The organism is Actinospineispora spinosispora DSM 44797 (assembly GCF_000429025.1).
In the GTDB taxonomy this organism is placed as follows: Bacteria; Actinomycetota; Actinomycetes; order Mycobacteriales; family Pseudonocardiaceae; genus Pseudonocardia; species Pseudonocardia spinosispora.
In genome coordinates, this window is the sequence record NZ_KE386835.1 from 401,475 (window position 1) to 426,964 (window position 25,490).

General features: G+C 69.8%; 20 protein-coding genes. 12 read left to right on the forward strand and 8 right to left on the reverse strand.

The annotated features are described in order from the left end of the window. Positions 1-4: 4 nt before the first annotated feature. The 8 genes from G406_RS0135555 to hrpB all read left to right on the forward strand — a co-directional run bounded on the left by G406_RS0135555 (position 5) and on the right by hrpB (position 13,900). Positions 5-952, forward strand: a complete 948-nt coding sequence (locus tag G406_RS0135555) for an ABC transporter permease (protein ID WP_028937517.1) — start codon at positions 5-7, stop codon at positions 950-952. Then, the gene (locus G406_RS51960) at positions 949-3,009 is read left to right on the forward strand and encodes an ABC transporter ATP-binding protein (protein ID WP_037080244.1); all 2,061 of its coding nucleotides are present in this window, start codon (positions 949-951) and stop codon (positions 3,007-3,009) included. The genes G406_RS0135555 and G406_RS51960 overlap by 4 nt, the downstream gene beginning before the upstream one ends. Then, positions 3,006-4,679, forward strand: coding sequence for an ABC transporter family substrate-binding protein (locus tag G406_RS0135565; RefSeq protein WP_037080247.1), 1,674 nt, complete (start codon positions 3,006-3,008; stop codon positions 4,677-4,679). Before G406_RS51960 ends, G406_RS0135565 begins: the two co-directional genes overlap by 4 nt. After that, entirely contained in the window at positions 4,676-6,358 is a 1,683-nt protein-coding gene (locus G406_RS0135570) for an ABC transporter family substrate-binding protein (protein ID WP_051343131.1), read from the forward strand. The genes G406_RS0135565 and G406_RS0135570 overlap by 4 nt, the downstream gene beginning before the upstream one ends. Next, positions 6,355-8,004, forward strand: coding sequence for an ABC transporter family substrate-binding protein (locus G406_RS0135575; RefSeq protein ID WP_028937520.1), 1,650 nt, complete (start codon positions 6,355-6,357; stop codon positions 8,002-8,004). Before G406_RS0135570 ends, G406_RS0135575 begins: the two co-directional genes overlap by 4 nt. Continuing rightward, entirely contained in the window at positions 8,001-9,650 is a 1,650-nt protein-coding gene (locus tag G406_RS0135580; RefSeq protein WP_028937521.1) for an ABC transporter family substrate-binding protein, read from the forward strand. The genes G406_RS0135575 and G406_RS0135580 overlap by 4 nt, the downstream gene beginning before the upstream one ends. Continuing rightward, on the forward strand, positions 9,647-11,314 hold the full coding sequence (locus G406_RS0135585; protein ID WP_028937522.1) for an ABC transporter family substrate-binding protein: 1,668 nt from the start codon (positions 9,647-9,649) through the stop codon (positions 11,312-11,314). The genes G406_RS0135580 and G406_RS0135585 overlap by 4 nt, the downstream gene beginning before the upstream one ends. Positions 11,315-11,446: 132 nt before the next feature. Continuing rightward, a complete protein-coding gene (hrpB, locus tag G406_RS0135590) occupies positions 11,447-13,900 on the forward strand; it encodes an ATP-dependent helicase HrpB (RefSeq protein ID WP_211241368.1) in 2,454 nt (817 codons plus the stop codon). Here hrpB and G406_RS0135595 read toward each other — a convergent pair. The 4 genes from G406_RS0135595 to G406_RS0135610 form a co-directional block, all read right to left on the reverse strand. Beyond that, entirely contained in the window at positions 13,897-14,445 is a 549-nt protein-coding gene (locus tag G406_RS0135595) for a DUF2087 domain-containing protein (protein WP_028937524.1), read from the reverse strand. The genes hrpB and G406_RS0135595 overlap by 4 nt on opposite strands. A gap of 98 nt (positions 14,446-14,543) precedes the next feature. Next, positions 14,544-15,803, reverse strand: a complete 1,260-nt coding sequence (locus tag G406_RS51965) for an MFS transporter (protein ID WP_037080250.1) — start codon at positions 15,801-15,803, stop codon at positions 14,544-14,546. Positions 15,804-15,943: 140 nt separating this feature from the next. Next, positions 15,944-16,981, reverse strand: coding sequence for an acyl-CoA dehydrogenase family protein (locus G406_RS0135605; protein WP_028937525.1), 1,038 nt, complete (start codon positions 16,979-16,981; stop codon positions 15,944-15,946). Between the two features lie 12 nt (positions 16,982-16,993). Further along, positions 16,994-18,208 (reverse strand): acyl-CoA dehydrogenase family protein, encoded by a 1,215-nt coding sequence (locus tag G406_RS0135610; protein WP_245607330.1) that lies wholly within the window; start codon positions 18,206-18,208, stop codon positions 16,994-16,996. A 69-nt stretch (positions 18,209-18,277) separates the two neighbouring features. On the opposite strand from G406_RS0135610, the gene G406_RS0135615 reads away from it, so the two are divergent. Then, on the forward strand, positions 18,278-19,168 hold the full coding sequence (locus tag G406_RS0135615) for an RNA polymerase sigma-70 factor (protein ID WP_028937527.1): 891 nt from the start codon (positions 18,278-18,280) through the stop codon (positions 19,166-19,168). 54 nt (positions 19,169-19,222) lie between these two features. Further along, positions 19,223-20,326 (forward strand): NAD(P)/FAD-dependent oxidoreductase, encoded by a 1,104-nt coding sequence (locus G406_RS51970; RefSeq protein ID WP_037080253.1) that lies wholly within the window; start codon positions 19,223-19,225, stop codon positions 20,324-20,326. Positions 20,327-20,329: 3 nt separating this feature from the next. On the opposite strand, the gene G406_RS0135625 is transcribed toward G406_RS51970, so the two are convergent. From G406_RS0135625 to G406_RS0135640, 4 genes are all read right to left on the reverse strand, one after another. Then, the gene (locus G406_RS0135625) at positions 20,330-21,052 is read right to left on the reverse strand and encodes a tyrosine-protein phosphatase (RefSeq protein WP_037080256.1); all 723 of its coding nucleotides are present in this window, start codon (positions 21,050-21,052) and stop codon (positions 20,330-20,332) included. A gap of 17 nt (positions 21,053-21,069) precedes the next feature. Beyond that, a complete protein-coding gene (locus G406_RS54880; protein WP_211241369.1) occupies positions 21,070-22,710 on the reverse strand; it encodes a histidine kinase in 1,641 nt (546 codons plus the stop codon). A 68-nt stretch (positions 22,711-22,778) separates the two neighbouring features. After that, a complete protein-coding gene (locus tag G406_RS0135635) occupies positions 22,779-23,189 on the reverse strand; it encodes a hypothetical protein (RefSeq protein ID WP_156935328.1) in 411 nt (136 codons plus the stop codon). A 55-nt stretch (positions 23,190-23,244) separates the two neighbouring features. Continuing rightward, positions 23,245-23,625: an ArsR/SmtB family transcription factor gene (locus tag G406_RS0135640; RefSeq protein ID WP_028937530.1), complete on the reverse strand. Its 381-nt coding sequence runs from the start codon at positions 23,623-23,625 to the stop codon at positions 23,245-23,247. Positions 23,626-23,663: 38 nt separating this feature from the next. Between G406_RS0135640 and G406_RS0135645 the strand changes: the two genes are divergently transcribed. Together G406_RS0135645 and G406_RS0135650 are read left to right on the forward strand one after the other, a co-directional pair. Further along, on the forward strand, positions 23,664-24,713 hold the full coding sequence (locus tag G406_RS0135645) for a cation diffusion facilitator family transporter (RefSeq protein ID WP_028937531.1): 1,050 nt from the start codon (positions 23,664-23,666) through the stop codon (positions 24,711-24,713). Between the two features lie 18 nt (positions 24,714-24,731). After that, positions 24,732-25,484 (forward strand): alpha/beta fold hydrolase, encoded by a 753-nt coding sequence (locus G406_RS0135650; RefSeq protein WP_028937532.1) that lies wholly within the window; start codon positions 24,732-24,734, stop codon positions 25,482-25,484. The last annotated feature ends 6 nt before the right edge of the window (positions 25,485-25,490 follow it).

Below are 25,490 nucleotides of genomic sequence, written 5' to 3' on the forward strand. Positions count from 1 at the left end.
ACCGATGAGTACCGCTGGAACCTCCGCCACCGAGCTGACCGGCGACGGCGTCGCACCGGACGAGACGCTCGGGGCGACCTCGGCGACCCGCGGCCGGCTGGTCCTGCGCCGCCTGTCGCGCAGCCGGCTGGGCATGGCGGGCGCGATCGTGCTCGCGCTGCTGTTCCTCGGCGCGTTCATCGTGCCGCTGTTCTACCCCTACGACTACCGCATGCAGGACGACAACGCGCTGCTGACGCTGCCGTCGCCGCAGCACTGGTTCGGCACCACGAAGCTCGGCGAGGACCTGTTCGCGCAGTGCATGCGCGGGCTGCAGAAGTCGCTGCTCATCGGTCTGCTGGTCGCGGTCATCTCCACGGCGGTCGCGTCGGTGGTCGGCACGATCGCCGGGTACTTCGGCGGCGTCACCGACCGCGTCACGATGTGGGTCGTCGACCTGCTGCTGGTGCTGCCGTCGTTCCTCATCGTGGCGATCCTGAGCCCCGCGTTCCGGGGCAAGTCGTGGCTGCTGCTGGTGCTGCTGCTGTCCGCGTTCGGCTGGATGATCATGTCGCGGATCGTGCGGGGCATGACGTTGACGCTGCGCGAACGCGAGTACGTGCTGGCGGCGAAGTTCATGGGGATGCCGGCGTGGCGGATCATCGCCAGGCACATCATCCCGAACATGGCATCGTTGTTGATCATCGACATGACCGTCGGTGTCGGTGTGGCGATCCTCGCGGAGACCTCGTTGAGCTTCTTCGGCTTCGGCATCCAGCCGCCGGACGTGTCGCTGGGCACGTTGATCGCGTCCGGCACGGACTCGGCGCTCACGTTCACCTGGCTGTTCAGCTTCCCCGCCGGGCTGCTGATCGTGACGGTGCTCGCGGTGAACTTCCTCGGCGACGCGGTGCGCGACGCGTTGGACCCGACGTCGACCAGGGCCCGGCGCACGAAGCGGGCCGCCCGATGAGCGAACCGATCCTCCAGGTCAGCGACCTGCGGGTGTCGTTCCCCAGCGAGGCCGGCGAGGTGCGCGCGGTCCGAGGGGTGAACTTCACCGTCGGGGCCGGCGAGGTGCTCGGCATCGTCGGCGAGTCCGGGTCGGGCAAGTCGGTGTCCGCGCTGGCCACCATGGGTCTTCTGCCGCCGCAGGCCGAGGTCGCCGGTTCCATCCGGTTCCGGGGCGAGGAGCTGCTGGGCCGCTCGGACGTCGCCATGTCGCGCATCCGGGGTAAGCGGATCTCGATGGTGTTCCAGGATCCGCTGTCCGCGCTCACCCCGATCTTCACCGTCGGCGACCAGGTCGCCGAGGCGTTGCTCGTGCACAGCCAGGGTGCGATGTCGAAGAAGGCCGCGGCGCAACGGGCCGTCGAGCTGCTCGACGTCGTCGGTATCCCGCGCGCTGCGGACCGCGCGAAGGCGTTCCCACACGAGTTCTCCGGCGGCATGCGCCAGCGCGTGGTGATCGCCATCGCGATCGCCAACAACCCCGACCTGATCATCGCCGACGAGCCGACCACCGCGTTGGACGTGACGGTGCAGGCCCAGGTGCTCGACGTGCTGCGCACCGCGCGGGAGCTGACCGGCGCGGGGCTGCTGCTGATCACCCACGACCTGGGTGTCGTGGCCGGCGTCGCCGACCGGGTGCAGGTGATGTACGCCGGGCGGGTCGTGGAGACGGCGCCGGTCGACGACATCTTCAGTGCGCCGCGCATGCCCTACACGCTGGGGCTGCTCGGCTCGCTGCCCCGCCTGGACGCCGACCGGCGCGAACCGCTGGTGCCGATCGAGGGCCAGCCGCCGTCGATGGTCGATCTCGAACCGGGTTGTCCGTTCGTGCCGCGCTGCCCGCTGGCCGTCGACCAGTGCCGCGAGGAGGAACCCGCTCTCGAGGGCAACGGGCACGGCACCGCGTGCTGGCGGGCGGGTGAGCTGGTCGAGTCGGAGCCGGACGCGGCCGAGCTGTTCGGGGTGTCCCCGGAGGTCGCAGCCGACGTCACGCCCCGTAATGACGACCTCGTGCTCAAGGTGACCGACCTGGCCAGGCACTATCCGCTCACCAAGGGCACCGTGTTCCGCCGCCAGGTGGGCACGGTCCGCGCGGTGGACGGCGTGTCGTTCGAGCTGCGGACCGGTGAGGTGCTCGCGCTGGTCGGCGAGTCCGGCTGCGGCAAGACGTCCACGCTGATGGAGATCCTCGGCTTGGGGAAGCCGACCGAAGGCAGCATCGAGGTGCTCGGCCGCGACGTCACCGGCCTGGGCCGCGCCGAGAAGCACGCGATCCGGCGGGACCTGCAGGTCGTCTTCCAGGACCCGATGGCCTCGCTCGACCCCCGCCTGCCGATCGGCGACGTGATCGCCGAGCCGATGCAGGTGCACGGGGTGCCCACGCAGCGTCGGACCGAGCGCGTGCGCGAGCTGTTGCGGCTGGTCGGACTGCGTCCCGAGCATGCGGAGCGCTACCCAGCCGAGTTCTCCGGCGGTCAGCGTCAACGCATCGGCATCGCCCGCGCGCTCGCGCTGGAACCGAAGGTGCTGGTCCTCGACGAGCCGGTGTCCGCGCTGGACGTGTCGATCCAGGCCGGGGTGATCAACCTGCTCGACGAGCTGAAACACCGCCTGGGGCTGGCTTACCTCTTCGTCGCGCACGACCTGTCCGTCGTGCGTCATCTCGCGGACCGGGTCGCCGTGATGTACCTCGGCAAGATCATCGAGATCGGATCGGTCGACTCGGTGTTCCGCTCGCCGTACCACCCGTACACGCAGGCACTGCTGTCCGCGATCCCGATCCCGGACCCCGCCGTGGAACGTGGCCGCGAACGGATCCTGCTGCGCGGCGACCTGCCGAGCCCCGCCGATCCCCCGTCGGGCTGCCGGTTCCGCACCCGCTGTCCCCTCTTCACCACGCTGGGCCCCCTGGCCCAGCAGTTGTGCATCGACGAGCAACCCCCTCGCGCCGCCCCGCCCGATGTCGAGTCCGATCATGAAGTCGCCTGCCATCACGCGCGGGTCAAGGAGGTTGTGTGAACGCCCGCCTGATTGTCGTTGCGGTCGCGGCGCTGCTCGCGCTGGCCGGCTGCTCGGGCAGTCACAGACTCCCGCCACCGTCGGGAGCCGGAGCCGGGGCGGGGGTCAGCGACATCGGCGTCAAACCGCGCGACGAGGTGCGTGACGGCGGTGACCTGCGCTGGCCGCTGGACAGGATGCCGGACAACTTCAACTACCTGCAGTTCAGCGGCGCCACCGAACAGACCGCGAGCGTCGTCCGTGCTGTGCTGCCGACACTGTTCTCCGGCACCGCGAGCGGCGGCACCCGGATCAACCCGGACTACCTCACCTCGGCGAGCGTCACGTCCACCACACCGCAGACGGTCACCTACTGGATCAACCCGAAGGCCGTCTGGAGCAACGGGACCCCGATCACCTGGCACGACTTCGACGCGCAGTGGCGCGCGCTGAACGGCAGCGACCCGGCCTACCAGGCGGCAGGCCAGACCGGATACCGAGACATCGCCTCGGTCCAGCCCGGGACCGACAACAAGCAGGTCATCGTCACCTTCTCCCGCACCTACGCGGAGTGGAAGGGACTGTTCAGCCCGCTGTACCCGGCGGCGGCCAACTCCGATCCGGCGCTGTTCAACTCCGGCTGGATCAACCGGATGCCCTACACAGCGGGCCCGTTCCAGCTGGACTCGATCAACCCGGCAACCAAGACGATCACCCTGAAGCGCAGCGACAACTGGTGGGGCGCACCGGCAAAGCTGAACCGGATCATCTTCCGGGTGCTCGACCGGGGTGCCCTGCCGGACGCGCTGGCCGCCAACCAGATCGACTTCTACAAGATCGGGTCCAGCGTCGACCTGCTCAAACGCGCTCAGTCGCTGCCCGGCATCACGATCCGGCAGTCACCGGACCGCGAGTACAACCAGATCACGTTCAACGGCTCCCCCGGCAGCGTCATGGCCGACCAGGCGCTGCGCCAGGCCATCGCCAAGGGCATCGACAGGGTCGCCATCGCCACCCAGCTGGTCGGCCAGATCGTGCCGAACCCGCAGGCCGACGGCAACCACATCTACGCGTTCGGTTCGAGGCGCTACCGCGACAACTCCGACGTCCTGCCGTTCAACACGGTCGCCGCCGGTCAGGAACTGGACGCGCTCGGCTGGGTGCAGAACGCCCCGAACGCCATCCGCATCAAGAACGGCAGACCCCTGCGGCTCCAGCTCGTCGAGGGCACGCCGGACCCGGTCAGCGAACAGATCAACGAGCTCGTCCGCACCCAGCTGCGCCAGATCGGCGTCGACGTGTACATCCGGCAGGTCCCGCTCACCCAGCTGTCGAACCAGTACCGGGCAGGCGACTTCGACCTCACCACGTTCGCCTGGCAGAACGGCAGCACCCCGTTCAGCAGCAGCCGCGGCCTGTACGCGAAACCCGACGGCCGCAACGTGCAACAGAACTACGGCCGCATCTACAGCCCCGAGATCGACGCCCTGTACAGCCAGGGCCTCGCGGAGCTGGACGACGGCAAACGAGCGTCGATCGCCAACCGCATCGACCGGCTGATCTGGGCCGAGGTCCACCACCTGCCCCTGTATCCGAGCACCGGGACCTACGCGGTGCGCTCCAACCTGGCCAACTTCGGCGCGCCCGGCTTCGCCGACGTCGACTACATCAACGCGGGGTACCTCAAGTGATCAACCGACGCCGAGCCTTACAGGGCGGCAGCCTGCTCGCCGCTTCGCTCTTCCTCGCCGCGTGCGGCGGCAGCTCCGGCGGCCAGCTGAGCAGCGCGGGGCAGGGCGCCGGGCACAGCGACATCAACGCGAAGCCCCGTGACCAGGTTCGCGATGGCGGCGATCTGCGGTTCCCGCTGGACTACCTGCCGAGCAACTTCAACTACAACCACTTCGACGGCGCCGATGTCGAAGGGTTCCTCGTCGAGACCGCGCTCATGCCGAACCTTTTTCCGAGCACACAGGACGGTGGGTTCCGCCTCAATCCGGATTACCTGACCTCTGCGGAGCTGACCTCAACGTCACCGCAAGTCGTCACCTACACGATCAACCCGAAGGCTGTTTGGAGTGACGGCACCCCCATCACCTGGCGTGACTTCGAAGCACAGTGGAAAGCTCTCAACGGGAGCAACCCGGCCTTCCTCATCGCCAGCAAGACGGGCTACGAAGACATCTCATCGGTAGCCAGGGGCAGGGACGACAAGCAGGCTGTCGTGACCTTTGCCCGAGTGTTCTCCGAATGGCAGGCGCTGTTCAGTTTGTTGTACCCGGTGACAACCAATTCCGACCCGGTTGCCTTCAACAGCAGCTGGGTCAAGAAGTTCCAGGCAACAGCGGGACCATTCAAGGTCACCGCATTCGATCAAACAGCCCAGACACTCACCCTGAGCAGGAACGAACGCTGGTGGGGCACGCCCGCCAAACTGGATCGCATCATCTTCAAAGTCGTTGACCGCTCCGCACTCGCCGACGCGATGGCCAACAACGAGTTGGACTTCTATCCGATTGGATCGAGCGTCGACTTGATGCGCCGCGCGCAGACCACACCCGGCGCTGTGATCCGCGAATCGCCTGAGCGGCTCTACAACCAGATCACGTTCAACGGAGCGCCCGGGGCGATCCTGTCCGATGTGCAGCTGCGGCAGGCTATCGCCAGGGGAATCGATCGCCATGAGATCGCGCGTCGGCTGATCGGCCAGATCGTGCCCCAGGCGTTCACCCTGGACAACCACATTTACGCGTACGGCGCGGCTCACTACCAGGACAACTCGGGTGTGGTGGCCTTCGATCAGGCCGCGGCCAATCGCGAGCTCGATGCGCTCGGTTGGACCCGGCCGGCGCCAACCGCGATCCGTGTCAAGAACGGTCGCCCGCTTCAACTGCGACAGGTCGGAGACGCGGCGAACCCGATCGGCGATTTGATCGATCGCACCGTGGCCGATCAACTCAGCCAGATCGGAGTAGGCACGACTTCGATCAGACTGAGTAGCCCGCAGAAGAACGACGCGATCCACTCCGGTGATTTCGACCTGATCGGGTTCGGTTGGCAAAGCACCTCCACCCCGTTCAGCAGCAGCCGGGGGCTCTACGCCGAGCCACTCGGCGATGCGGTGCAGCAGAACTACGGTCGCATCTTCAGTCCAGAGATCACCGCACTGTTCGAACAAGGCATCCGTGAGCTCGACGAGACCAAGCGGGCCGACATTGGAAACAAGGTCGACAAACTGATCTGGCAGGAGGTCCATCACCTGCCGCTCTATCCCGGAACCGGCGCCTACGCGGTCCGCTCCACACTCGCCAACTTCGGGGCGCCGGGCTTCGCGGACATCGACTTCGTCAACGCCGGGTTCGTCAAGTGAGGGCGCGGTTGGCCGTGCTGCTCGCGGTCAGCGCGGTCGCGTTGGCTGCCTGTGGCGGCGGGACGTCGACGCTGACCAAGACCACTCAGCAGATCGACGTCAACCCGCACCCCCGCGACGACGTCCGGGACGGCGGCACGCTGCGGCTGCCGCTGGACATCTTCCCGAACAACTACAACTACAACCAGATCGACGGCACCAACAGCGACATCTCGAACCTGTCCGAGGCGTTGCTGCCGTGGCCGTTCACCCTGGCCCCCGACGGCACCGACGTGATCAACCGGGACCTGCTCACGTCAGGGGAGGTCACCTCGACCTCGCCGCAGGTCGTCACCTACACGATCAACCCGAAGGCCACCTGGAACGACGGCACGCCGATCAGCTGGCGGGACTTCGAGGCGTACTGGAAATCGCAGAACGGGCGCGATCCGGCCTATCTGACCTCGGGGACGACCGGATACCAGGACATCACCTCGGTCGCGCGGGGAGTGGATGACAAACAGGCGGTCGTGACGTTCGGCAAGCCCTTCGCCGAGTGGAAGAACCTGTTCAGCCCGTTCATGCCCGCGTCGGTCACCTCGACGCCGGTCGCCTTCAACACCGCGTGGAAGACCAGCATGCCGGTGAGCGCGGGGCCGTTCACCATCGAGTCGATCGACCAGACCCGCAAGACGATCACGTTGAAGCGGGACCCGAAGTGGTGGGGCACGCCGGCGAAGCTGGATCGGATCATCTTCTCCCAGTACGACCGCAGCGCCCTGCCCGATGCGCTGGCGAACAACGAGCTGGACGCCTTCGACATCGGCAGCGACCTCAACCTGCTCCGCAGAGCACAGACCACACCGGGGGCAGTGGTCCGTGACGCTCCCTCCGGATACCGCTACCAGGTCACGCTGAACGGCGGTGGCGGCGCGTTGCTGTCCGACGCGAGACTGCGCCAGGCGATCGCCCAGGGCATCGACCGCGCCGCGGTGACCACGCAGATGATCGGCCAGATCGAGCCCGACGCGAAACCGGACGGCAACCATCTCTACATGCCGGGCACCAAGGACTACCAGGACAACGCCGGGGCGCTCCCCTATGACCCGGCGCATGCCGAGCAGGTACTCGACTCGCTCGGCTGGGTCCGCAACGGCGCGGTCAGGCAGAAGGACGGCAAGCAGCTGACGCTTCGCCTCGTGTTCGGCGAGGCGGTCACGAACGTCGACGTCGGCAAGGCGATCCAGAATCAGCTGGCGAAGATCGGGGTAACCGTCGAGCTGCACCAGCTACCGGTCACCGAGCTGTTCCCCAACATCACGACCGGCAACTTCGACATGGCGTTCTTCGCCTGGAGCTACAACGGCAGCCCGCTGAGCAACTCGTTCAACATCTACGGCAGCCCGATCGGCAACCTCGTCCAGGAGAACTACGGACGGGTCGGCACACCAGAGATCGACGCGCAGTTCACGCAGGGCATCTCCGAGCTGGACGACGCCAAGCGGGCGCAGCTCGGCAACAACGCCGATCGCCTGATCTGGCAGCAGGCGCACAGCGTCATGCTCTACGCCCGGCCCGGCGCCGTCGCGATCCGGAGCAACGTCGCCAACTTCGGGGCCTTCGGGCTCGCCAACCGCAACTACATCGACGCGGGGTTTCTGAAGTGAGGGCGCGGCTGATCGTGCTGCTCGCCGTCAGCGCGCTGGCCTTGACGGCCTGCGGCGGCGGGTCGGCGGTCCAGGACCGGACGGTCCACCCGATCGACATCAACCCGCACCCGCGCGACCAGATCCGGGACGGCGGCACGCTGCGGCTGCCGATCGACATCTTCCCGAACAACTACAACTACAACCAGGTCGACGGCACCAACAGCGACATCCTCGCCATCACCGAGGCGACGCTGCCTTATCAGTTCACCACGATGCCGGACGGCGGCGTGGTGCTGAACCACGACTACCTGACCTCGGCCGTACTGACCTCCACGGCACCGCAGGTGGTGACCTACACGATCAACCCGAAGGCCACCTGGAGCGACGGCACACCGTTCAGTTGGCGTGACTTCGAGTCCTACTGGAAGTCACTGAACGGCAGCAACCCCGCCTACCTGGTCTCGGGCACCGTCGGCTACCAGGACATCACCTCGGTGACCCGAGGCGTCGACGACAAACAGGCCGTCGTCACGTTCGGCAAGCCGTTCGCCGAGTGGCAGGGCCTATTCAGCCCGTTCGCACCGTCCTCGCTCACCTCGACCCCCGAGGCGTTCAACACGGCGTGGAAGTCCACACTGCCGGTCACAGCGGGGCCGTTCACGATCGACTCGATCGACCAGACCCGCAAGACCGTCACGCTGAAACGGGACCCGAAGTGGTGGGGCACCCCGGCGAAACTGGACCGGATCATCTTCACCCAGTACGAGCAGAGCGCACAGGCCGATGCGCTGGCCAACAACGAGCTCGACTACTACGAGATCGGCGCCGATCTCAACCTGCTGCGCCGCGCTCAGACCACACCCGGTGCCGTCGTCCGTGACGCCCCGTCCCAGTACAGCTACCAGGTCACGATGAACGGTGCCGGCGGGGCGCTGCTCTCCGATCTGCCGCTGCGTCAGGCTGTCGTGCAGGGCATCGACCGCACGGCGATCACCAAGCAGATGATCGGCCAGATCGAGCCGGACGCCAAGCCCAACGGCAACCACCTGTACAACCCGGGGTCCAAGTACTACCAGGACCACGCCGGTGAGCTGCCATTCGATCGGGCGAAGGCGGAGCAGACCCTCGACTCGCTCGGCTGGGTCCGGGCAGGGGCCGGCAGGCAGAAGGACGGCAAGCAGCTGACGCTGCGGCTGGTGTTCGGAGAGTCCCCCACCAACCAGGACATCGCCAAGGCGATCCAGAACCAGCTCGCCCAGATCGGCGTCACGGTCGAGCTGCACCAGCTCGGCGTCGCGGAGCTGTTCCCGAACATCACGACCGGCAACTTCGACCTGGCGTTCTTCGGTTGGGGTACGACCTCGAGCCCGCTGAGCAGCTCGGTGAACATCTACGGCAGCCCGATCGGCGACAACGTCCGGGAGAACTACGGGCGCATCGGCACGCCGGAGATCGATGCGCTGTACGACCAAGGCATCACCCAGCTCGACGACACGAAACGAGCGGAGATCGGCAACCGGATCGACAAGCTCGTGTGGCAGCAGGCCCACAGTGTCATGATCTACACCCGTCCGGGCGCGGTCGCGGTGCGCGGCAACCTGGCCAACTTCGGCACGTTCGGGCTCGCCGATCGCAACTACATCGATGCGGGGTTCCTGAAGTGAGAGTTCGGCTCGTCGTCGCGCTGGTCGCCGCGTCCCTGGTCCTGACCGCCTGCGGGGGCAGCGGCGGTGACCGGCTCAGCACGCCGAGCCACGGCACGCAGGACATCAACCCGAAGGACCCCGCGACCCTGCGCGACGGCGGTGACCTGCGCATCGCGGTCGACTATCTGCCGAACAACTACAACTGGAACCAGATCGACGGTCACGACGACGAGGGCCGACAGGTCGCGTCCGCGCTGATGCCGCAGGCGTTCAAGGACGCGCCGGACGGCGGCGTGGCGTTGAACACCGACTACGTGACGTCCGCCGAGGTGATCTCCACGTCGCCGCAGGTCGTGCGCTATCACGTCAACGACAAGGCGGTGTGGTCGAGCGGTCGGCCGATCGACTGGCGCGACTTCGCTGCTCAGGTCAGCGCCAACAACGCGCACGATCCGGCGTATCTGGTCGCCGACAAGTCCGGCTACGACCAGGTCGCGAAGGTCGAACGCGGCGAGACCGACAAGGACGTGCTGGTCACCTTCGCCCGTCCGTACTCGGAGTGGCAGGGCCTGTTCTATGCGCTCTACCCCGAGGAGACCAACTCCGATCCCTCGGCCTTCAACACCGGCTGGCTCGCGGCGCCGAAGGAGACGGCGGGCGCATTCAAGGTCGGCGCCGTCGACCAGGTGGCGAAGACCATCACGCTGGTCCGCAACGAGCGCTGGTGGGGTGACAAACCCCGGCTGGACCGGGTCATCTTCACCGCCACCGCCCGCCAGGCGTTCGCCGACCGGCTGGCGAACAACGAGATCGACATCTACGAGATCGGCTCGGACGTCGACCTGTACCAGCGGGCGCGCACGATTCCCGGCGCCGAGGTCCGGCAGGCGACGCCGAAGCAGTACCTGCACATCACGTTCAACGGCGCGCCGAACGCGCGACTCGCGGACGTGCGCCTGCGTCAGGCGGTCGCCAGGGGGATCGACACCCGCGCGATCGCCCAGCGGATCATCGGCCCGATCGTCCCGATGCTGACCCCGATGGGTAACCACATCTATCCGATCGGCTCCACGGGGTATCGGGACAACTCGGGACCGCAGCACTTCGACCAGGCCGCCGCCGGCCGGCAACTGGACGCGTTGGGCTGGGTCCGACCGTCGCCGACCGCCGTCCGTGCGAAGGACGGCCAGCCGCTTCAGCTCACGATGCTGATCTCCAGCGGCAACCCGATCGCCGAGCAGGTCGGCAAGATCGTTCTGGACCAGCTCGCGCAGATCGGGGTGCAGGTCGTCCTGAACGCCGTCCCGCTGAACCAGTTCTTCCCCAGCTACGTCAACGTGGGCAACTTTGACCTGACGACGTTCCAGTGGGTGCAGAACTCGGCGCCGTTCTCCAACAGCCTCAACGTCTTCCAGGAGCCCACGGGCACCGACATCGGCAACAACTTCGGCCGGGTGTACGACCCGAGGATCGGTCCGCTGTTCGCCAAGGGGTTCGCCGAGCTGGACGATGCGAAGCGGATCGAGATCGGCAACGAGATCGACCGGGTCATCTGGGAGGAGGTCCACGACCTGCCGCTCTACCCGCAGACCGGCGCGTTCGCGGTCCGCTCGACCCTGGCGAACTTCGGCGCGAAGGGCCTAGCCGACTGGGACTACGTCCACGCCGGCTACACCCAGTGACTCCCTCCAACACACAGCGACCGCACCCCGCACAGGTGCGGCAGTCCGCGCACCAAGATCACCACCGCGTGATGGCTGTTTCGGGGCCGAAAATCAGCCGCCAGACGGTGATGATCATGAAACTTGGCCTCAGTGCGACTGCCGACGACGCTTCCTGAGCTCCCCGTTCGGGAGGCGCTGGACGCTGTGACCGGGACGCTCGCCGCGCACGGGACGGCGGTGCTGGTGGCGCCTCCCGGGACCGGTAAGACGACGCTCGTGCCGCTCGCGCTCGGCGCGGAGAACAACGGTCGGGTGCTGGTCGCCGAGCCGCGCCGGTTGGCGGCGCGGGCCGCCGCCGCGCGGATGGCGGCGTTGCTCGGCGAACCGGTCGGGCAGAGCGTCGGCTACTCGGTGCGTGGCGACTCGAAGGTCTCCGCGCGCACCCAGGTCGAGGTCGTGACGTCGGGGCTGTTGCTGCGCAGGTTGGCCGCCGATCCGGAGCTGACCGGCGTGGGTGCCGTCCTGCTGGACGAGTGCCACGAGCGGCACCTCGACGCGGACCTGCTGCTGGCGCTGCTGCTCGACGCCCGCGCGGGCCTGCGCCCCGACCTGCGGCTGCTGGCCACCTCCGCGACCGTGGCGACCGGCAGGCTGGCCGCGATCCTGGGTGACGCCCCGGTGCTGGAGGTCGACGCGCGCACCTTCCCGGTCACCACGGCGTACCAGCCTCCGCTGCGCGGCGAGAAGATCGAGGCCTGCGTGGCCCGCACCGTGCGGACCGCGCTGGCCGACGGTGACGGTGACGTGCTCGCGTTCCTGCCGGGTGTCGCGGAGATTCGACGCACCGCCGCCGCGTTGTCCGGGCTGGACGCCGACGTCCTGCCGCTGCACGGGCGGCTGCCGCGCGACGAGCAGGACACGGCGCTGCGACCGGGACCTCGGCGCCGGGTCGTGCTCGCCACCGCCGTCGCCGAGTCGAGCCTGACGGTGCCCGGGGTGCGTGCCGTGGTGGATGCCGGGCTGGCCAGGACACCGAGGGTCGATCATCGACGTGGGCTGGCCGGCCTGGTGACCGTCCGGGTGTCGAACGCGGTCGCCGACCAGCGAGCCGGGCGTGCCGGCCGGGAGGCGCCCGGGCGGGTGTACCGCTGCTGGCCGGAGAGCGAGCTGCTCGCGCGGTATCCGGAACCGGAGATCCGCGCCGCCGACCTGACCCGGCTCGCGCTGGACCTCGCCTGCTGGGGCACCCCGGACGGCAGCGGTCTGCGCTGGTGGGACGCCCCGCCGGACGGTCCGCTGCGCGCCGGCCAGCAGGTACTGCGGGCGCTCGGCGCGATCGACGAACGGGGTGCCGCCACCGATCGCGGCAAGCGCATGGCCGGCCTCGGGCTGCATCCGAGGCTCGCCCGCGCGCTGCTGGACGGCGCGGAACTGGTCGGTGCCAGGGCCGCCGCCGAGGTGGTGGCGTTGCTGGACGACGACACCCTGGCCAAGGGCGCCGAGATCGACGTGGAGCTGTCCCGCCTGCGCGCGGGCACAGCCCCGGCCGCACCACTCTGGCGCAAGGCCACCACCCGCCTCACCAACCAACTCCGCTCCCCCCATGGCACGAATGTGCCGCGGGATGGTGGTGGGAGCGGGGCCTTGGTGGTGGGGCTGGCGTATCCGGAGCGGCTGGCCCGGCGGCGTGCGGGTGGGGGTGGGGTGTTCCTCATGGCGGGCGGGACCGGGGTGGAGCTGCCGGCCGGCAGTCCGCTCGCGTCGGCGGAGTGGCTCGCGGTGGCGGTCGCGGATCGGACCCCGGGAGCGGAGAACGCACGGGCACGGCTGGCCGCCGTCGCCGACCGTGAGCTCGCCGAGCTGGCGGCGCCCGCGCTGCTCACCGAAGGCGACGAGGTGCGGTGGGACGGCGGCGACGTCGTCGCGCGGCACGTCCGGAAGCTGGGCGCGATCGTGCTGGCCCAGAAGCGGCTGGCGAACCCCGACGGCGCGGCGCTGCGGGCCGCGCTGCTGGACGGTCTGAGGCTCGAAGGAACCGGTCTGCTGCGCTGGACCGATACCGCGCGACGACTGCGCGACCGGCTCACCACCCTGCACCGGGTGTTCGGTGAGTCCTGGCCGGACGTCACCGACGACGCGTTGCTCGCCGACCCGGACCGCTGGTGGAGCGGCCCGTTCGGCTCCGCTCGCTCCAGGGCCGACCTGGCCCGGATCGATGCCGGCACCGTGCTGCGCTCGGTGCTCGACTGGAGACAGGCCGCCGAGCTGGACGAGCTGGCACCGGAGCGGCTCCAGGTTCCAACCGGATCCCGCATCGCGCTGGACTACTCGGGTGACCAGCCGGTGCTCGCGGTGAAGGTCCAGGAGGTGTTCGGCTGGACGGCGAGCCCGACGGTCGCCGGTGGCCGCTTGCCGGTGCTGCTGCACCTGCTGTCCCCCGCCGGGCGCCCGGCCGCCGTCACCTCGGACCTCACGTCCTTCTGGACCGGTGGATATCCACAGGTCCGCGCCGAGCTACGCGGTCGCTACCCGAAGCACGACTGGCCGGAGGACCCGCTGTCGGCGACGCCGTCGACGCGTCCCCGGCGCCGGTCGGGCTCCTAGACGTCGATCCAGCCGCCGGAGCGCCAGTACTCGCCGCCGTCGCGGTCGAGCAGGCTCTCGTCGACCAGGTAGCGGCGCAAGGTCACGTAGTCGACCGGGCCGCCTTCCGACCAGGCCCGCAGGACCGTGTCCACCTCGCGTTCGGAGTAGTGCACGCCCGGCTCGAACGACGTCACCAGGTGCTCGAGGACGGTCCGCCGCCTGCCGCGCTGCCCTGGCAGGCCGACGAGCCTGCCGTCCCGCACGAACGTGCGGACCAGCTGCTCGACCTTCGGATCGGCGTAGCCGAGCTTCTCGACGACCGGCGGCGCGGTCGCGTCCCTGGCGACCTGCTTGAACAGCTCGCTGCGCAGCAGGTAGCCGTCCGGCGCGTCCTCGACCAGCCCGCCGGAATGCAGCCGCCGCAGCGCGCTCGCCACGTCCTTGGCGGGCAGGCCGGACGCCTCGAGGATCTCGTCGGGGGTCCGCGCGCCGAGCGCCAGCGCGGCGACCACCCGGAGCCGCTCCGGCTCCGCCAGCAGCCCGACCAGTTCAGCGGCGTTCACGCCGAAGGACTCTAGGCCATGCCCCGCGGATCATGACGTTCGACCATGATCCACGGGGCATGGGTCGGAGACGGATTATCAGGTGACGCGGGTGCCCATCATGTGGCTGCCTCCTTCCCGTGCTCGACTTCCGACGCCGGACGGACGCCGGTTCGGATCAGGGGCCGGGCGAGCAGCAGCAGACTCACGGCGAGCAGCCCGCCGGCGAACAGGTAGACGACCGACGGGCTGGTCAGCTCGGCCACCGGGCCGGCGAGCCCGGCGCCGATCGGCATGAGCCCCCAGGTCAGAACCCGGTAGCCGTTGGTGACGCGGCCCAGCATCGGTGCCGAGGTGAGCCGTTGGCGGCGGGTCGCGGACAGGACGTTCCAGCCACCGGAGCCCAGCCCGACCAGCACGTAGGCGAGCCAGCCGATGGGAGACCAGGACACGGCGCCGAGCAGCAGGAACCCGGCGGCGAGCACCGCCATCGACGCCACCATCACCGGTCCGTCCCCGAATCGCGCCGCCGGCCCGGGCACCATGCGCGCGGCGACGAGTGTGCCGACGCCCATCGCCACCCACAGGGTCGGCACGGCGGCGGGAGCGATGCCGAGCACCTCGACGGCGTACAGCGCCATCACCGCGTTCGCGGCCGCGACCGCCACCGCCGCGCACAGCACCGCCGTCACCAGGATCCGCAGACCGCGCTGCCGGAACAGGTAGCGAACGCCGTCGCGGACCTCGCCGCCGAGGCCGCTGACCGGCGACCAGGTCCGGGGTGAACGCGGCAACCCCGCCGCGACGAGGCCCGCCACCAGGAACGACAGCCCGTCGAGCGCGAAACACACGGCCGGCTGCCACAGGAACAGAGCGCCCGCGATCAGCGGTCCGGCGACGTCCAGCGCGGCTGTCTCGATGCTGACGAAGTGCCCGTTGCCCTTCTCCAGGTCATCGGGTCCGGCGAGCTGCACCAACAACCGTTGCGCGGCCGGGTCGGCGAACGTCTCGGCGGCCGTCACGACGAACGCCGCCACGACCAGCACCCACACGCCCGCGACACCGGTCGCCACGGCACCGGCGAGCAGCAGCGTCACGACAGCGCGCAGCCCGTGCGCGGCCACCAGCACCCAGCGCGGCTGCCACCGGTCGACTAGTGCACCCGCCGGCAGGGCGACCAGCAGCCAGGGCAGCACCTCGGCGACCGCGACGGCGGACACGGCCAGCGGATCGCGGGTACTCACCGCGGCGAAGAGCGGCAGCGCGGCGATCCGGACACCGTCGCCGACCATCGAGGTGGACCAGACGGCCGTCAACCGCCGGAAGCCCCGCGAGCCGACACCGCTCGCGGTACTGGGCCCCCCGACGTGGTCACGCACAACCACTCGAGACTAAGCAGCCCCCGAAGCCAACCGGTAACTCTTTACCCGCGGCGGCGGCCGGCACCCCGCACACCGAGAACCAGGACCTCGTGAGTGTTGAGTATGGCTATGGCCATACTCAACACTCACGAGGGAAGTCAGCCGATCGTGAGCTGGGCCAGGCGTTCGCGGTGGGCGTCGGCCGTGCCGTAGGCACCGGACAGACGCTTGGCGCGCTTGTAGTAGAAGTGCGCCTCGTGTTCCCAGGTGTAGCCGATGCCGCCGTGGTACTGGATCATCGCGCCGGTCACCAGCTGCGCGGTGTCACTCGCCTTCGACTTCGCCACCGCGACAGCGAGCGCCACCGCATCGTCGGCCGCCGAACCGGTGTCCAGCGCGTTCGCCGCGTAGAGCACCGCGTGCTCGGCCATCGTGACGCCCACGTGCAGGTCCGCCATGGTGTGCTTGATCGCCTGGAACGAACCCACCGGCACACCGAACTGCTTGCGCTCCCGGTCGTAGTCCACGGTCCGGGTCAACGCCTCGCGTGCGATCCCGACCAGGTCCGCCGCCACCAGCACCGCCGCCCGCGCGGCCAGCTCGTCACGCACCTCGGACGTGGCGCCGGGCAGCGGCTCGCCGACACCGTCGGCCAGGGTGACCGTCGACAGCCGGGAGGTTCCGTCGAAGCTGGCGAGCCTGCGGGTGGTCACCTCGTCCTGGCGAAGCAATCGCAGCCCGAACGAGTCGGCGACCACGAGCGCGTCGGCAACGTCGGCGTACTCGACGGCAGGCCAGCCCTCCTCGGCGGAACCACGCAGCGCGAGCGCTCCGACGGCCTCACCGGCGGCGAACCGAGGCAGCCACTGCTTCTGCTGGCTCGCCGAACCCGCCAGCCGGATCGCCTCGGCGGCGAGCACGGTGCCCCGCCACGGCCCCGGCGCGACCCCGGCGCCCAGCTCACGGGCGATCACCTGTGCATCGACCAGGCCGAGACCCAGCCCGTCGTGCTCCTCGGGCACGAGCGCGGCGAGCCAGCCCTGCTCTCCCATCGCCTTCCACAGCACAGCGGGGTTGCCGTCGCCGTCGGGGTCCTCGACGACCGCGCGCACCGCCTCGAGGTCAAACTTGCCGGACAGGAAGTCCCGGACCGCCGCACCGAAGTCGCGCTGGTCATCGGTCAGTGCAAAGAACATGTCGAGGCCCCCTTACCTGGGAAGACCGAGCACACGCTCGGCCACGATCGAACGCTGCACCTGCGAGGACCCGCCCCAGATGGTGACCGAGCGGGACCACATCGCCTGCGCGTGCATCGCGGACAGGTCGAGACCGGGGACCGGCTCGCCCACGGTCGCGTCCGGCCCGAGCACGTCATCGAAGACCTCCCACAGGTCCTGGAACGTCTCGGACCACTGCAACTTGGTCATCGACGCCTCGAAGCCCAGGTCACGGCCCTGCTCGACCTGCGTCAGGACGTGCATCGCGTGGTAGCGCAGGCACTCCAGCTCAGTGAGGACCCTGGCCAGCTTCGACCGGAGCACCGGGTCCTGGTCGCGCCCGAGCGTGCGCGCCACCTCGACGATCTCGTCGTACTGGCGGCGGAACTCGGTGTACTGCGACATCCCGGACGCGCCGCGCTCGAAGGACAGCAACAGCATCGCGGTGCGCCAGCCGTCGCCGATCTCGCCGAGGCACGCACTCGCCGGCACCCGCGCGTCGGTGAAGAACACCTCGCCGAACTCGCTGGCCCCGCTCATCTGCTTGAGCGGTCGGGCCTCGACGCCCGGCTGGTTCATGTCGATCAGCAGCATCGAGATGCCTCGGTGCTTCTCCGAGCCGGGCTCGGTGCGCACCATCGTGAAGATCTTGTCGCCGTGCACGGCGTTGGTCGTCCACACCTTCTGACCGTTGATCACGAAGTCGTCGCCGTCGCGGACACCCTTCGTGGTCAGTGCCGCGAGGTCGGAGCCTGCGCCGGGCTCGGAGAAGCCCTGGCACCAGATGACCTCGTTGCGCAGCATCGGCCCGATGATCTCCTTACGCTGCTCATCGGTGCCGATCGCCATGACCGTGGGCGCGAGGAACGTCAGACCGAGCGGGTTGACCGTCTGCGGCGCGCGGGCCAGCACCATCTCCTCGTCGTAGATGGCCTTCATGCCCGGTGTGCCGCCCCGGCCGCCGAACTCGGTGGGCCACTGGATGCCGGCGAACCCGGCGAGCGCCTTCTCCCGTTCCCAGTCCCGGCGCAGCTCGAAGCTCTCGTTGTCCGGCAGCGTCCCCCAGAACCCGGGCTTGGCCCATTCCTCCGGGATGTTCGCGCTCAGCCAGGCGCGCAACTCGTCACGGAACCGCTCTTCATCAGCGGTGTAGCTCAGGTCCATCCGGACCGCCTCCCTGCGGATGCCCGACGTGGTGCTACCCACCTTGACATACTCGTCAGTAACTTCGCGCGTCAGCCTCTGTCCGACACACGCTGCCTATGATCGACCGCCGTGGCAATACCAGCGTCCGAGGTCGCCCTGTTCGAGGGGCAGCGCACTCGCCTGTTCGGGCTGGCGTACCGGATGCTCGGTTCGGCGACCGAGGCCGAGGACGTCGTGCAGGACGTCTATCTGCGCTGGCACGGCGCGCACCACGAGACGATCCAGGCGCCTTCGGCGTGGCTCGCCAAGGTCGCCACCAACCTGTGCCTGACCCGGCTCACCTCGGCGCGGGCACGGCGCGAACGGTACGTCGGACCCTGGCTGCCCGAGCCGGTGCTCACCGCCACCGGTGCGCTCGGCCCCCTGGAGACCGTCGAGCAGCGCGAGTCCGTCTCGATGGGCGTGCTGCTCCTGCTGGAACGACTCAGCCCGCTGGAGCGGGCGGTGCTGGTGCTGCGCGACGCCTTCGGGCACCGTCATCGGGAGATCGCCGACGTACTGGGCATCGCCGAGGACCATTCCCGTCAGCTGCACCACCGGGCACGTCAGCACGTGGCCGCCGAGCGGGTGCGGTTCGAGAACGACCCAGAGCGGCACCAGGCGCTCGTGCGGCGGTTCTTCGACGCGGCCCTGCACGGCGACGTGGCCACGCTCGAACAGCTCCTCGCCGAGGACGTGGTGTCCTGGGCCGACGGCGGCGGGGCGACCACGGCGGCCCGTCGCCCGATCACCGGCAGGCCCGCGGTGCTGCGCTACCTGCTGGGGATAGCGCACCGGCCGGAGGCCGTCCGGGTCACGGTCGAGATCGCGGAGATCAACGGCGGCACCGCCGTGCTGCCCCGGCTGGACGGCACGGTGCTGGCGGTTCTGGTTCCCGAGATCAGCGCGGGACTGGTCAGCCGCATCCGTCTGGTCCTCAATCCCGCCAAGCTCAGGTACCTGACCGCTCAGCTGGAGTGACCACCGTCACTCGCCCGGCTGTCACGGTTTGAGCCTGTCCCCGGTTCCCTGTTCATGACCCATCGCATCGTCATCCTCGGCGCCGGGTACGCAGGTCTGGGCGCAGCCACCCGCGCGGCCCGGCTGCTGCGGCCCGCCGACGTCGAGCTGACCCTGGTGAACCGCACGGATCGGTTCGTCGAACGGGTCCGACTGCACCAGCTGGCCACCGGGCAGCCGCTACCCGACCGGCCGCTGAGCGCCGTTCTCGCCGGGACCGGGGTCCGTCTCGTGGTCGCCCCGGTCGTCGGCATCGACCCGGGCGCCGGAGAGGTGCGGTTGGACGGCCGGGACCTGCGCTACGACACGCTCGTGTACGCGTTGGGCAGCGGCACCGCTGTCGACGATGTGCCGGGGGTCGGCACCCACGCGTTCACCGTCGGCGATCTCGACGGTGCGCAACGGCTGCGGGCGCGTCTGTCCGCGCTCGACCCGAACGGCACCGTCCTGGTCGTCGGCGGCGGTCTCACCGGTCTGGAGACGGCCACCGAGATCGCCGAGGCCCGGCCGGACCTGCGCGTCACGCTGGTCTGTTCCGGCCAGTTCTGCGGGTGGCTCTCCGAACGGGCGCGTCGCCACGTGCGCCGGGTGTTCGACCGGATGGGCATCGAGGTGCTGCGGGACAGCCGCGTCACGCGGGTGGGCGGGGACGGCGTGGTGCTCGACGACACGAGGCGGGTGCCCTCGGACGTCGTCGTGTGGACGGCGGGCTTCGCGGTATCCGGGCTGGCCACGGCGGCCGGGCTGGCCACCGATCGACGCGGCCGGCTGCTCGTGGACGACCGGCTGCGCTCGACGTCGCATCGGAACGTGTACGGGGTCGGGGACGCGGCGGCCGCACCGACACCGGATGGCCGGGAGACTCGGATGTCCTGCCAGACGGGCCTGCCGATGGGCCGGTACGCCGCGGCCGAGATCGCCAGGACCCACGCGGGCCACCGGTCGAAGCCGATCCGGATCCGCTACGTGTGGCAGAACATCAGCCTGGGCCGCCGCGACGGCGTCACCCAGTTCACCAGGTCCGACGACAGCCCGGTCCAGGCGGTGCTCACCGGGCGGCTCTCCGCGCGGTTCAAGGAAGCCATCACGGTCAGCGCGGCCTGGCTGGCCAGTCGCTGAGCGTCACTCGGTCAGACGCGCCCGCAGGGTGGCGAGCTCGTCCGACGGCATGCCGTGGCGCAGCAGCCAGCCCTCGGCGGCGCCGTCCGGGTCCAGGTCGGCCAGCAGAGCCGTCATGACCTGGGGCGGGCAGCGGTAGAGGTCGATGTCGGCCGGGTCGATCTGGTACTCGGTGCCGACGCCTCGGCGCAGCACTGCTTCGAGGGCCTCGTTGGACAGCGCGTAGTCCTCGATGACCGCTTCCCTGCGCACCCCGACGGCGTCCTCCACGAGCGCGCAGAACACCCCGGTCCGGTCCTTGCCCGCCGCGCAGTGCACCAGGGCGGGACCGGCGTCCGGCTCGGTGAGCAGCCGCACGGCGGCCAGCATGTTCTCCGGACGGTCCGCGAGGTAGCCGCGGTAGTTGAACAGCTTCGGGTCCTCGTCGTCCCTCGGGATCGGCCGCTGCCCGGTCGGCAGCACGGTCAGGTGCTCGGTGCGCACTCCGGCGCGTTCCATCGGGGTCGGTCCGTCTCGGTCGACCTCCTTCGGCGAACGCAGGTCGATGACCGTGCGGATGCCGAACTTCTCGACCAGGAACTCGACGTCCGACTCGGTCAGCTCGTGCAGCCGCGCGCTGCGCAGCACCTGCCCGAACCGCGTGTGGCCGCCCCCGGTCAGTGGCAGACCGCCGAGGTCCCTGACGTTCTCCACACCTTCGAGCCGCACCCAGCGCTGTTCCGTCACCGGGCCAGTCTCCCCCGCTATCGAGGCAGTCGCAGTGTGATCGTGGTCCCGTCCCCTGGGGTGGTGCGCACCTCCAGCGCGGCGGGCGGCCCGGGTGCGGCGGCCAGCCGTTCCCGGACGTCGGCGACGGTGTCGGCCAGGCGTTCCCGGTCCATTCCCACGTCGTCGGCGACCGTCACGACGCACCCCTTCCGGCCGGCCTGGGCCGTGATGGACACCGTGCCGCCGCTCGGCGTGCCCTCGATGCCGTGCCGCACCGCGTTCTCCACCAGCTGCTGCACCGCGAGGAAGGGCAGCGGCACATCGAGCAGCTCGGGGTCGACCCGGCGCACCACGTGCAGCCGATCACCGAACCGGGCGCCCTCGACCGCGAGGTAACGATCGACGTTTGCGAGCTCGGCGCCGAGTGTCGTCGCCTCACCGCCGGCCCGGAACGAGTAGCGGGTGTAGGCGGCGAACTCATGCAGCAGCTCGCGCGCCCGGTTCGGGTCGGTGCGGATGTAGGAGGCGATCGTGGTGAGCGTGTTGTAGACGAAGTGCGGTGAGATCTGGGCCCGCAGCGCCCGCACCTCGGCCTGCGCCAGCCGGACCGCCTCGTCCAGCGCGGCCAGGTCACCGGCACCCGACCGAGCCTCGGCGTCGGACGTCGCCTCGCCGAGCACCCATGGGCCGCTCACGCTGGCCGGGTGCGCGTCGGCAAGCAGACCCAGCCAGCTCGCGTTCCGCAGCCGCCCGTCGATCCCGCGCCGCCGGTAGGACACCTCGCCGACCAGCGCCGGAGTCACCCAGCGCACGTCCACCACGTCGGCGGGCGGATCGACGAACGGGCAGTCGGCGCTGCCCAGCCCGGCCAGCCGTTCACTCAGCTCCGCGCGGGCCCAGCGGTCGAGCCCGGTCCCCACGCGGCCCGCGTAACGCAGCCCGGACGCTCCCGGCACGCCGACCAGCAGGGCGCCCGGTTCGGCGCCGTGTGCTTTCGGGATCCAGCCGCCCAGCACGACGTCCTGGTTCTGCCGGGGCAGGGTCTGCACCCACGCCCGGGTCCGCCTGCCCGGCTGGTAGCGCGAGTCGAGCCGTTTGGCGAGCACCCCGGACAGGCCGTGCAGCTGCGCCGCGTGCAGCACCGTCTGACCGTCGGTGTCGACGAAGAACGGCGGCAGCTGCGCGGGGAGACCGTCGAGGTTCAGCTCCCCCAGCAGCTCGCGGCGACGGCGGAACGGCAGGTCGAGCGTGGACTGCCCGTCGGCGTAGAGGAGGTCGGTCAGATAGAACGCGACCGGGACCTTGCCCAGCAGCGCCGGTGACGGCTTCGACGCGGCGGTCCGCTGCCGCAGCAGCGCGGTGCTCGGCCGCTGGAGCCGGTCGAGCGCGACGATCTTCCCGTCCAGCACCAGCGGGCCGTGCCGGTCGGCGAGCAGCGCGAGAGGGGCCAGGTCCGGGTAGCCGGCGGTGATCGACCGGTCCGAACCGCTCAGCAACCGGGCCCGTCCGGGCGTCAGATAGGCGATCGTGCGCAGGCCGTCCCAGTAGAACTCGAACGCCCACGCCGACCCGGCCGGCATCGCACCGTCGGCGGCGAGCATCGGCCGGATCGGCTGAATGCTCGGATCGGGCGGCGGGCAGGCCTGCACAGCCGGCAGCCTATCCGCCCCGGACACACCAAAGCCGTGAGTGTTCCGGGCTGCCGGGGCAACTCGGAACACTCACGGCTGACGGATGTGTCCGGTTAGCAGGTACCGCTGCCGCCGAGCAGACCACCCAGCGTCGCCAGCAGACCGGAGACCACGCCGCAGCTGCGGTTCGGAGTCGCCTGCGGTGCCTGCGCGGATGCTCCACCGAAGGACGTCGTGACCGCGCCACCGGGGCCGCTGCCGCCACGCTGAGCGGAGATGCCGCCCTGGCCGCCGTTGTCAGCGGGCAGCGCGTTGGTGTAGCGGTACTGGTTCGGGTCCCGGGGGTCCTGCATGGACACCGCGACCGGGTGGTCGGCCACACCGGACTGCGGACCACCGGCGAACGGCCGGTTCTTCGAGTCGTTGGAGTGGGCATTGAACGCGATGATGCCGATGACCAGCGCGAGGGCCGCGGCGGCGAGCGCGCCTACCACCCCAAAGGAACGCAGCACAACTTGCTCCACTCGTGTGAGGGTACTTACCCATGTTAACGACTGACTTAGGTATGAGTTACTCGACTCACACGGAAGGGTGACGATGATGGTCGGGCACTGCTCTGACCAGGTGCTCGGCATACCCGAATGCCTGATCGGCCAGTGCCACCAGGTGACCGCTGGTAACCCGATAGAGCATTCGACGTCCCTCCCGATGCGAACTCACCAGGCCGGCCAGTCGTAGCCGCCCCAGGTGCTGGGAGACCGACGACCGGGATGCCGCGACCTGCGCGGTCAAGGTACCGACATCCTGCTCGCCGCCGGCAAGCAGCCGGATCAAGCTCAGCCTGGTGGGGTCGGCGAGATGTGTGAGCACCTGAGCGGCGACTGCGAGCACCTCGCCGTCACTGCCGTCATCGGGCTGTCGCACAGCACTTGCCGTTGCCATGTCGTTGTGCGCGCGCATGGTTGCATATTGGCCTTGAGCAGCGGACTATCGCAAGTATGAGCGAACACCACGGCCACGGGCACTCTCATGGACACGGCCATGGGCACGGTCGATGGGCCCGCGTCCGGGACGTTCTCGGCGCGCACAGCCACGACAGCGCCGACCGCGTCGACGACGCTCTGCGCACCAGCTCGCTGGGGCTGCGCACGGTCGGCTGGTCGTTCGGCGTGCTCGCGCTGACCGCCGCACTGCAGCTCGTCGTGGTCGCGGTGACCGGTTCGGTCGCGCTGCTCGGCGACACGATCCACAACATCGCGGACGCGCTGACCGCTGTGCCGCTCGCGGTCGCGTTCCTGCTCGGGCGGCGTCCGGCGACCAGCCGCTACACCTACGGTCTGGGCCGCTCGGAGGACCTGGCCGGGGTGATCGTGGTGCTGGTGGTCGCGGCCTCCGCCGCGCTGGCCGGCTACCAGGCGATCCATCGGCTGCTGCACCCACAGCCGATCACCCATCTCTGGGCAGTCGCGCTGGCCGGCCTGGTCGGGTTCGTGGGCAACGAGGTCGTGGCTCGGCTACGCATCCGGGTCGGCAGACGGATCGGGTCGGCTGCTCTGGTCGCCGACGGCATCCACGCCAGGACCGACGGCTTCACCTCACTCGCCGTCGTGCTCGGCGCGGCCGGTGTCGCGCTCGGCCTGCCACTCGCGGACCCGGTGATCGGCCTGCTCATCTCGGTGATGATCCTGTTCGTCGCCAAGGACGCGGCGCGTGACGTGCTGCACCGTCTGATGGACGCGGTCGACCCGCACTCGGTCGCGCTGGCCACCAGGACCGCGGCCGACGTGCCCGGGGTGCTCGGCTCCGGCCGGCTGCGCATGCGGTGGATCGGGCACCGGCTGCACGCCGAGCTGGCGGTGGCGGTCCGGCCGGACGAGTCCGTCGAGAACGCCCACCGCATCGCGCACCGGGTCGAGCACGCTCTGGTGCACGCGGTCCCCCGGCTGGCGTCGGCGACCGTCCACGTCGAGCCGGCCAGCCGAGCGGCGGAGGCGCACGACGAACTGGCCCATCATGGCCACGATCGAGGGACCCACCACGGCTCGTGACATGCCAAGATCGACGACATGACAGTCGTGCTGGTACATGGCAACCCGGAGACCGAGGCGATCTGGGGCCCGCTGATCAAGGAGCTGGGCCGCGATGACGTCATCTGCCTGTCACCGCCCGGATTCGGCGCCCCCGTGCCGGACGGGTTCGGCGCCACGATGCTGGAGTACCGCGACTGGCTGGCCGGTGAGCTGGAGAAGCTCGGCGAGCCGGTGCACCTGATCGGGCACGACTGGGGCGGCGGGCACGTCATGAACGTCGTGCTGAGCCGCCCCGACCTGATCCGCAGCTGGATCGTCGACGTCGTCGGGCTGTACGACGAGGAGTACGTCTGGCACGACCTCGCCCAGGTGTGGCAGACGCCCGAGGCCGGGGAACGGCTCGTCGACACGATGATGAACGCGACCGTCGAGGAGAAGGTCGAACGGTTCGGCGCGCTGGGCATGCCGGCGGATGCCGCGCGCCAGATGGCCGACTGGCAGAACGACGACATGGGCCGCTGCATCCTGACGCTGTACCGCTCGGCGACCGCGCCGCACCTGAAGCCGTTCCGCGAGAACCTGCCCGCTGCCGCCTCCCGCCCCGGGCTCAACATCCTGGCGACCGAGGACCACTACGTCGGCTCGGACGAGCTTCGCCGCCGCGCCGCCGCACGGGCGGGCGCCAGCACCGAGGTGCTGGAGGGCCTCGGCCACTGGTGGATGCTGCAGGACCCGGCACGCGGCGCCGAGGTGATCAACCGCTTCCTGAGCCTGGTAGGCGGCGACTAGACGACG

Coding starts and splice junctions, on each gene's coding strand:
- G406_RS0135555 (WP_028937517.1), top strand. CDS start 5: ATGAGTACCGCTGGAACCTCCGCCACCGAGCTGACCGGCGACGGCGTC.
- G406_RS0135605 (WP_028937525.1), bottom strand. CDS start 16,981: ATGTTCTTTGCACTGACCGATGACCAGCGCGACTTCGGTGCGGCGGTC.
- G406_RS51960 (WP_037080244.1), top strand. CDS start 949: ATGAGCGAACCGATCCTCCAGGTCAGCGACCTGCGGGTGTCGTTCCCC.
- G406_RS51970 (WP_037080253.1), top strand. CDS start 19,223: ATGACCCATCGCATCGTCATCCTCGGCGCCGGGTACGCAGGTCTGGGC.
- G406_RS0135645 (WP_028937531.1), top strand. CDS start 23,664: ATGAGCGAACACCACGGCCACGGGCACTCTCATGGACACGGCCATGGG.
- G406_RS0135640 (WP_028937530.1), bottom strand. CDS start 23,625: ATGCGCGCGCACAACGACATGGCAACGGCAAGTGCTGTGCGACAGCCC.
- G406_RS0135650 (WP_028937532.1), top strand. CDS start 24,732: ATGACAGTCGTGCTGGTACATGGCAACCCGGAGACCGAGGCGATCTGG.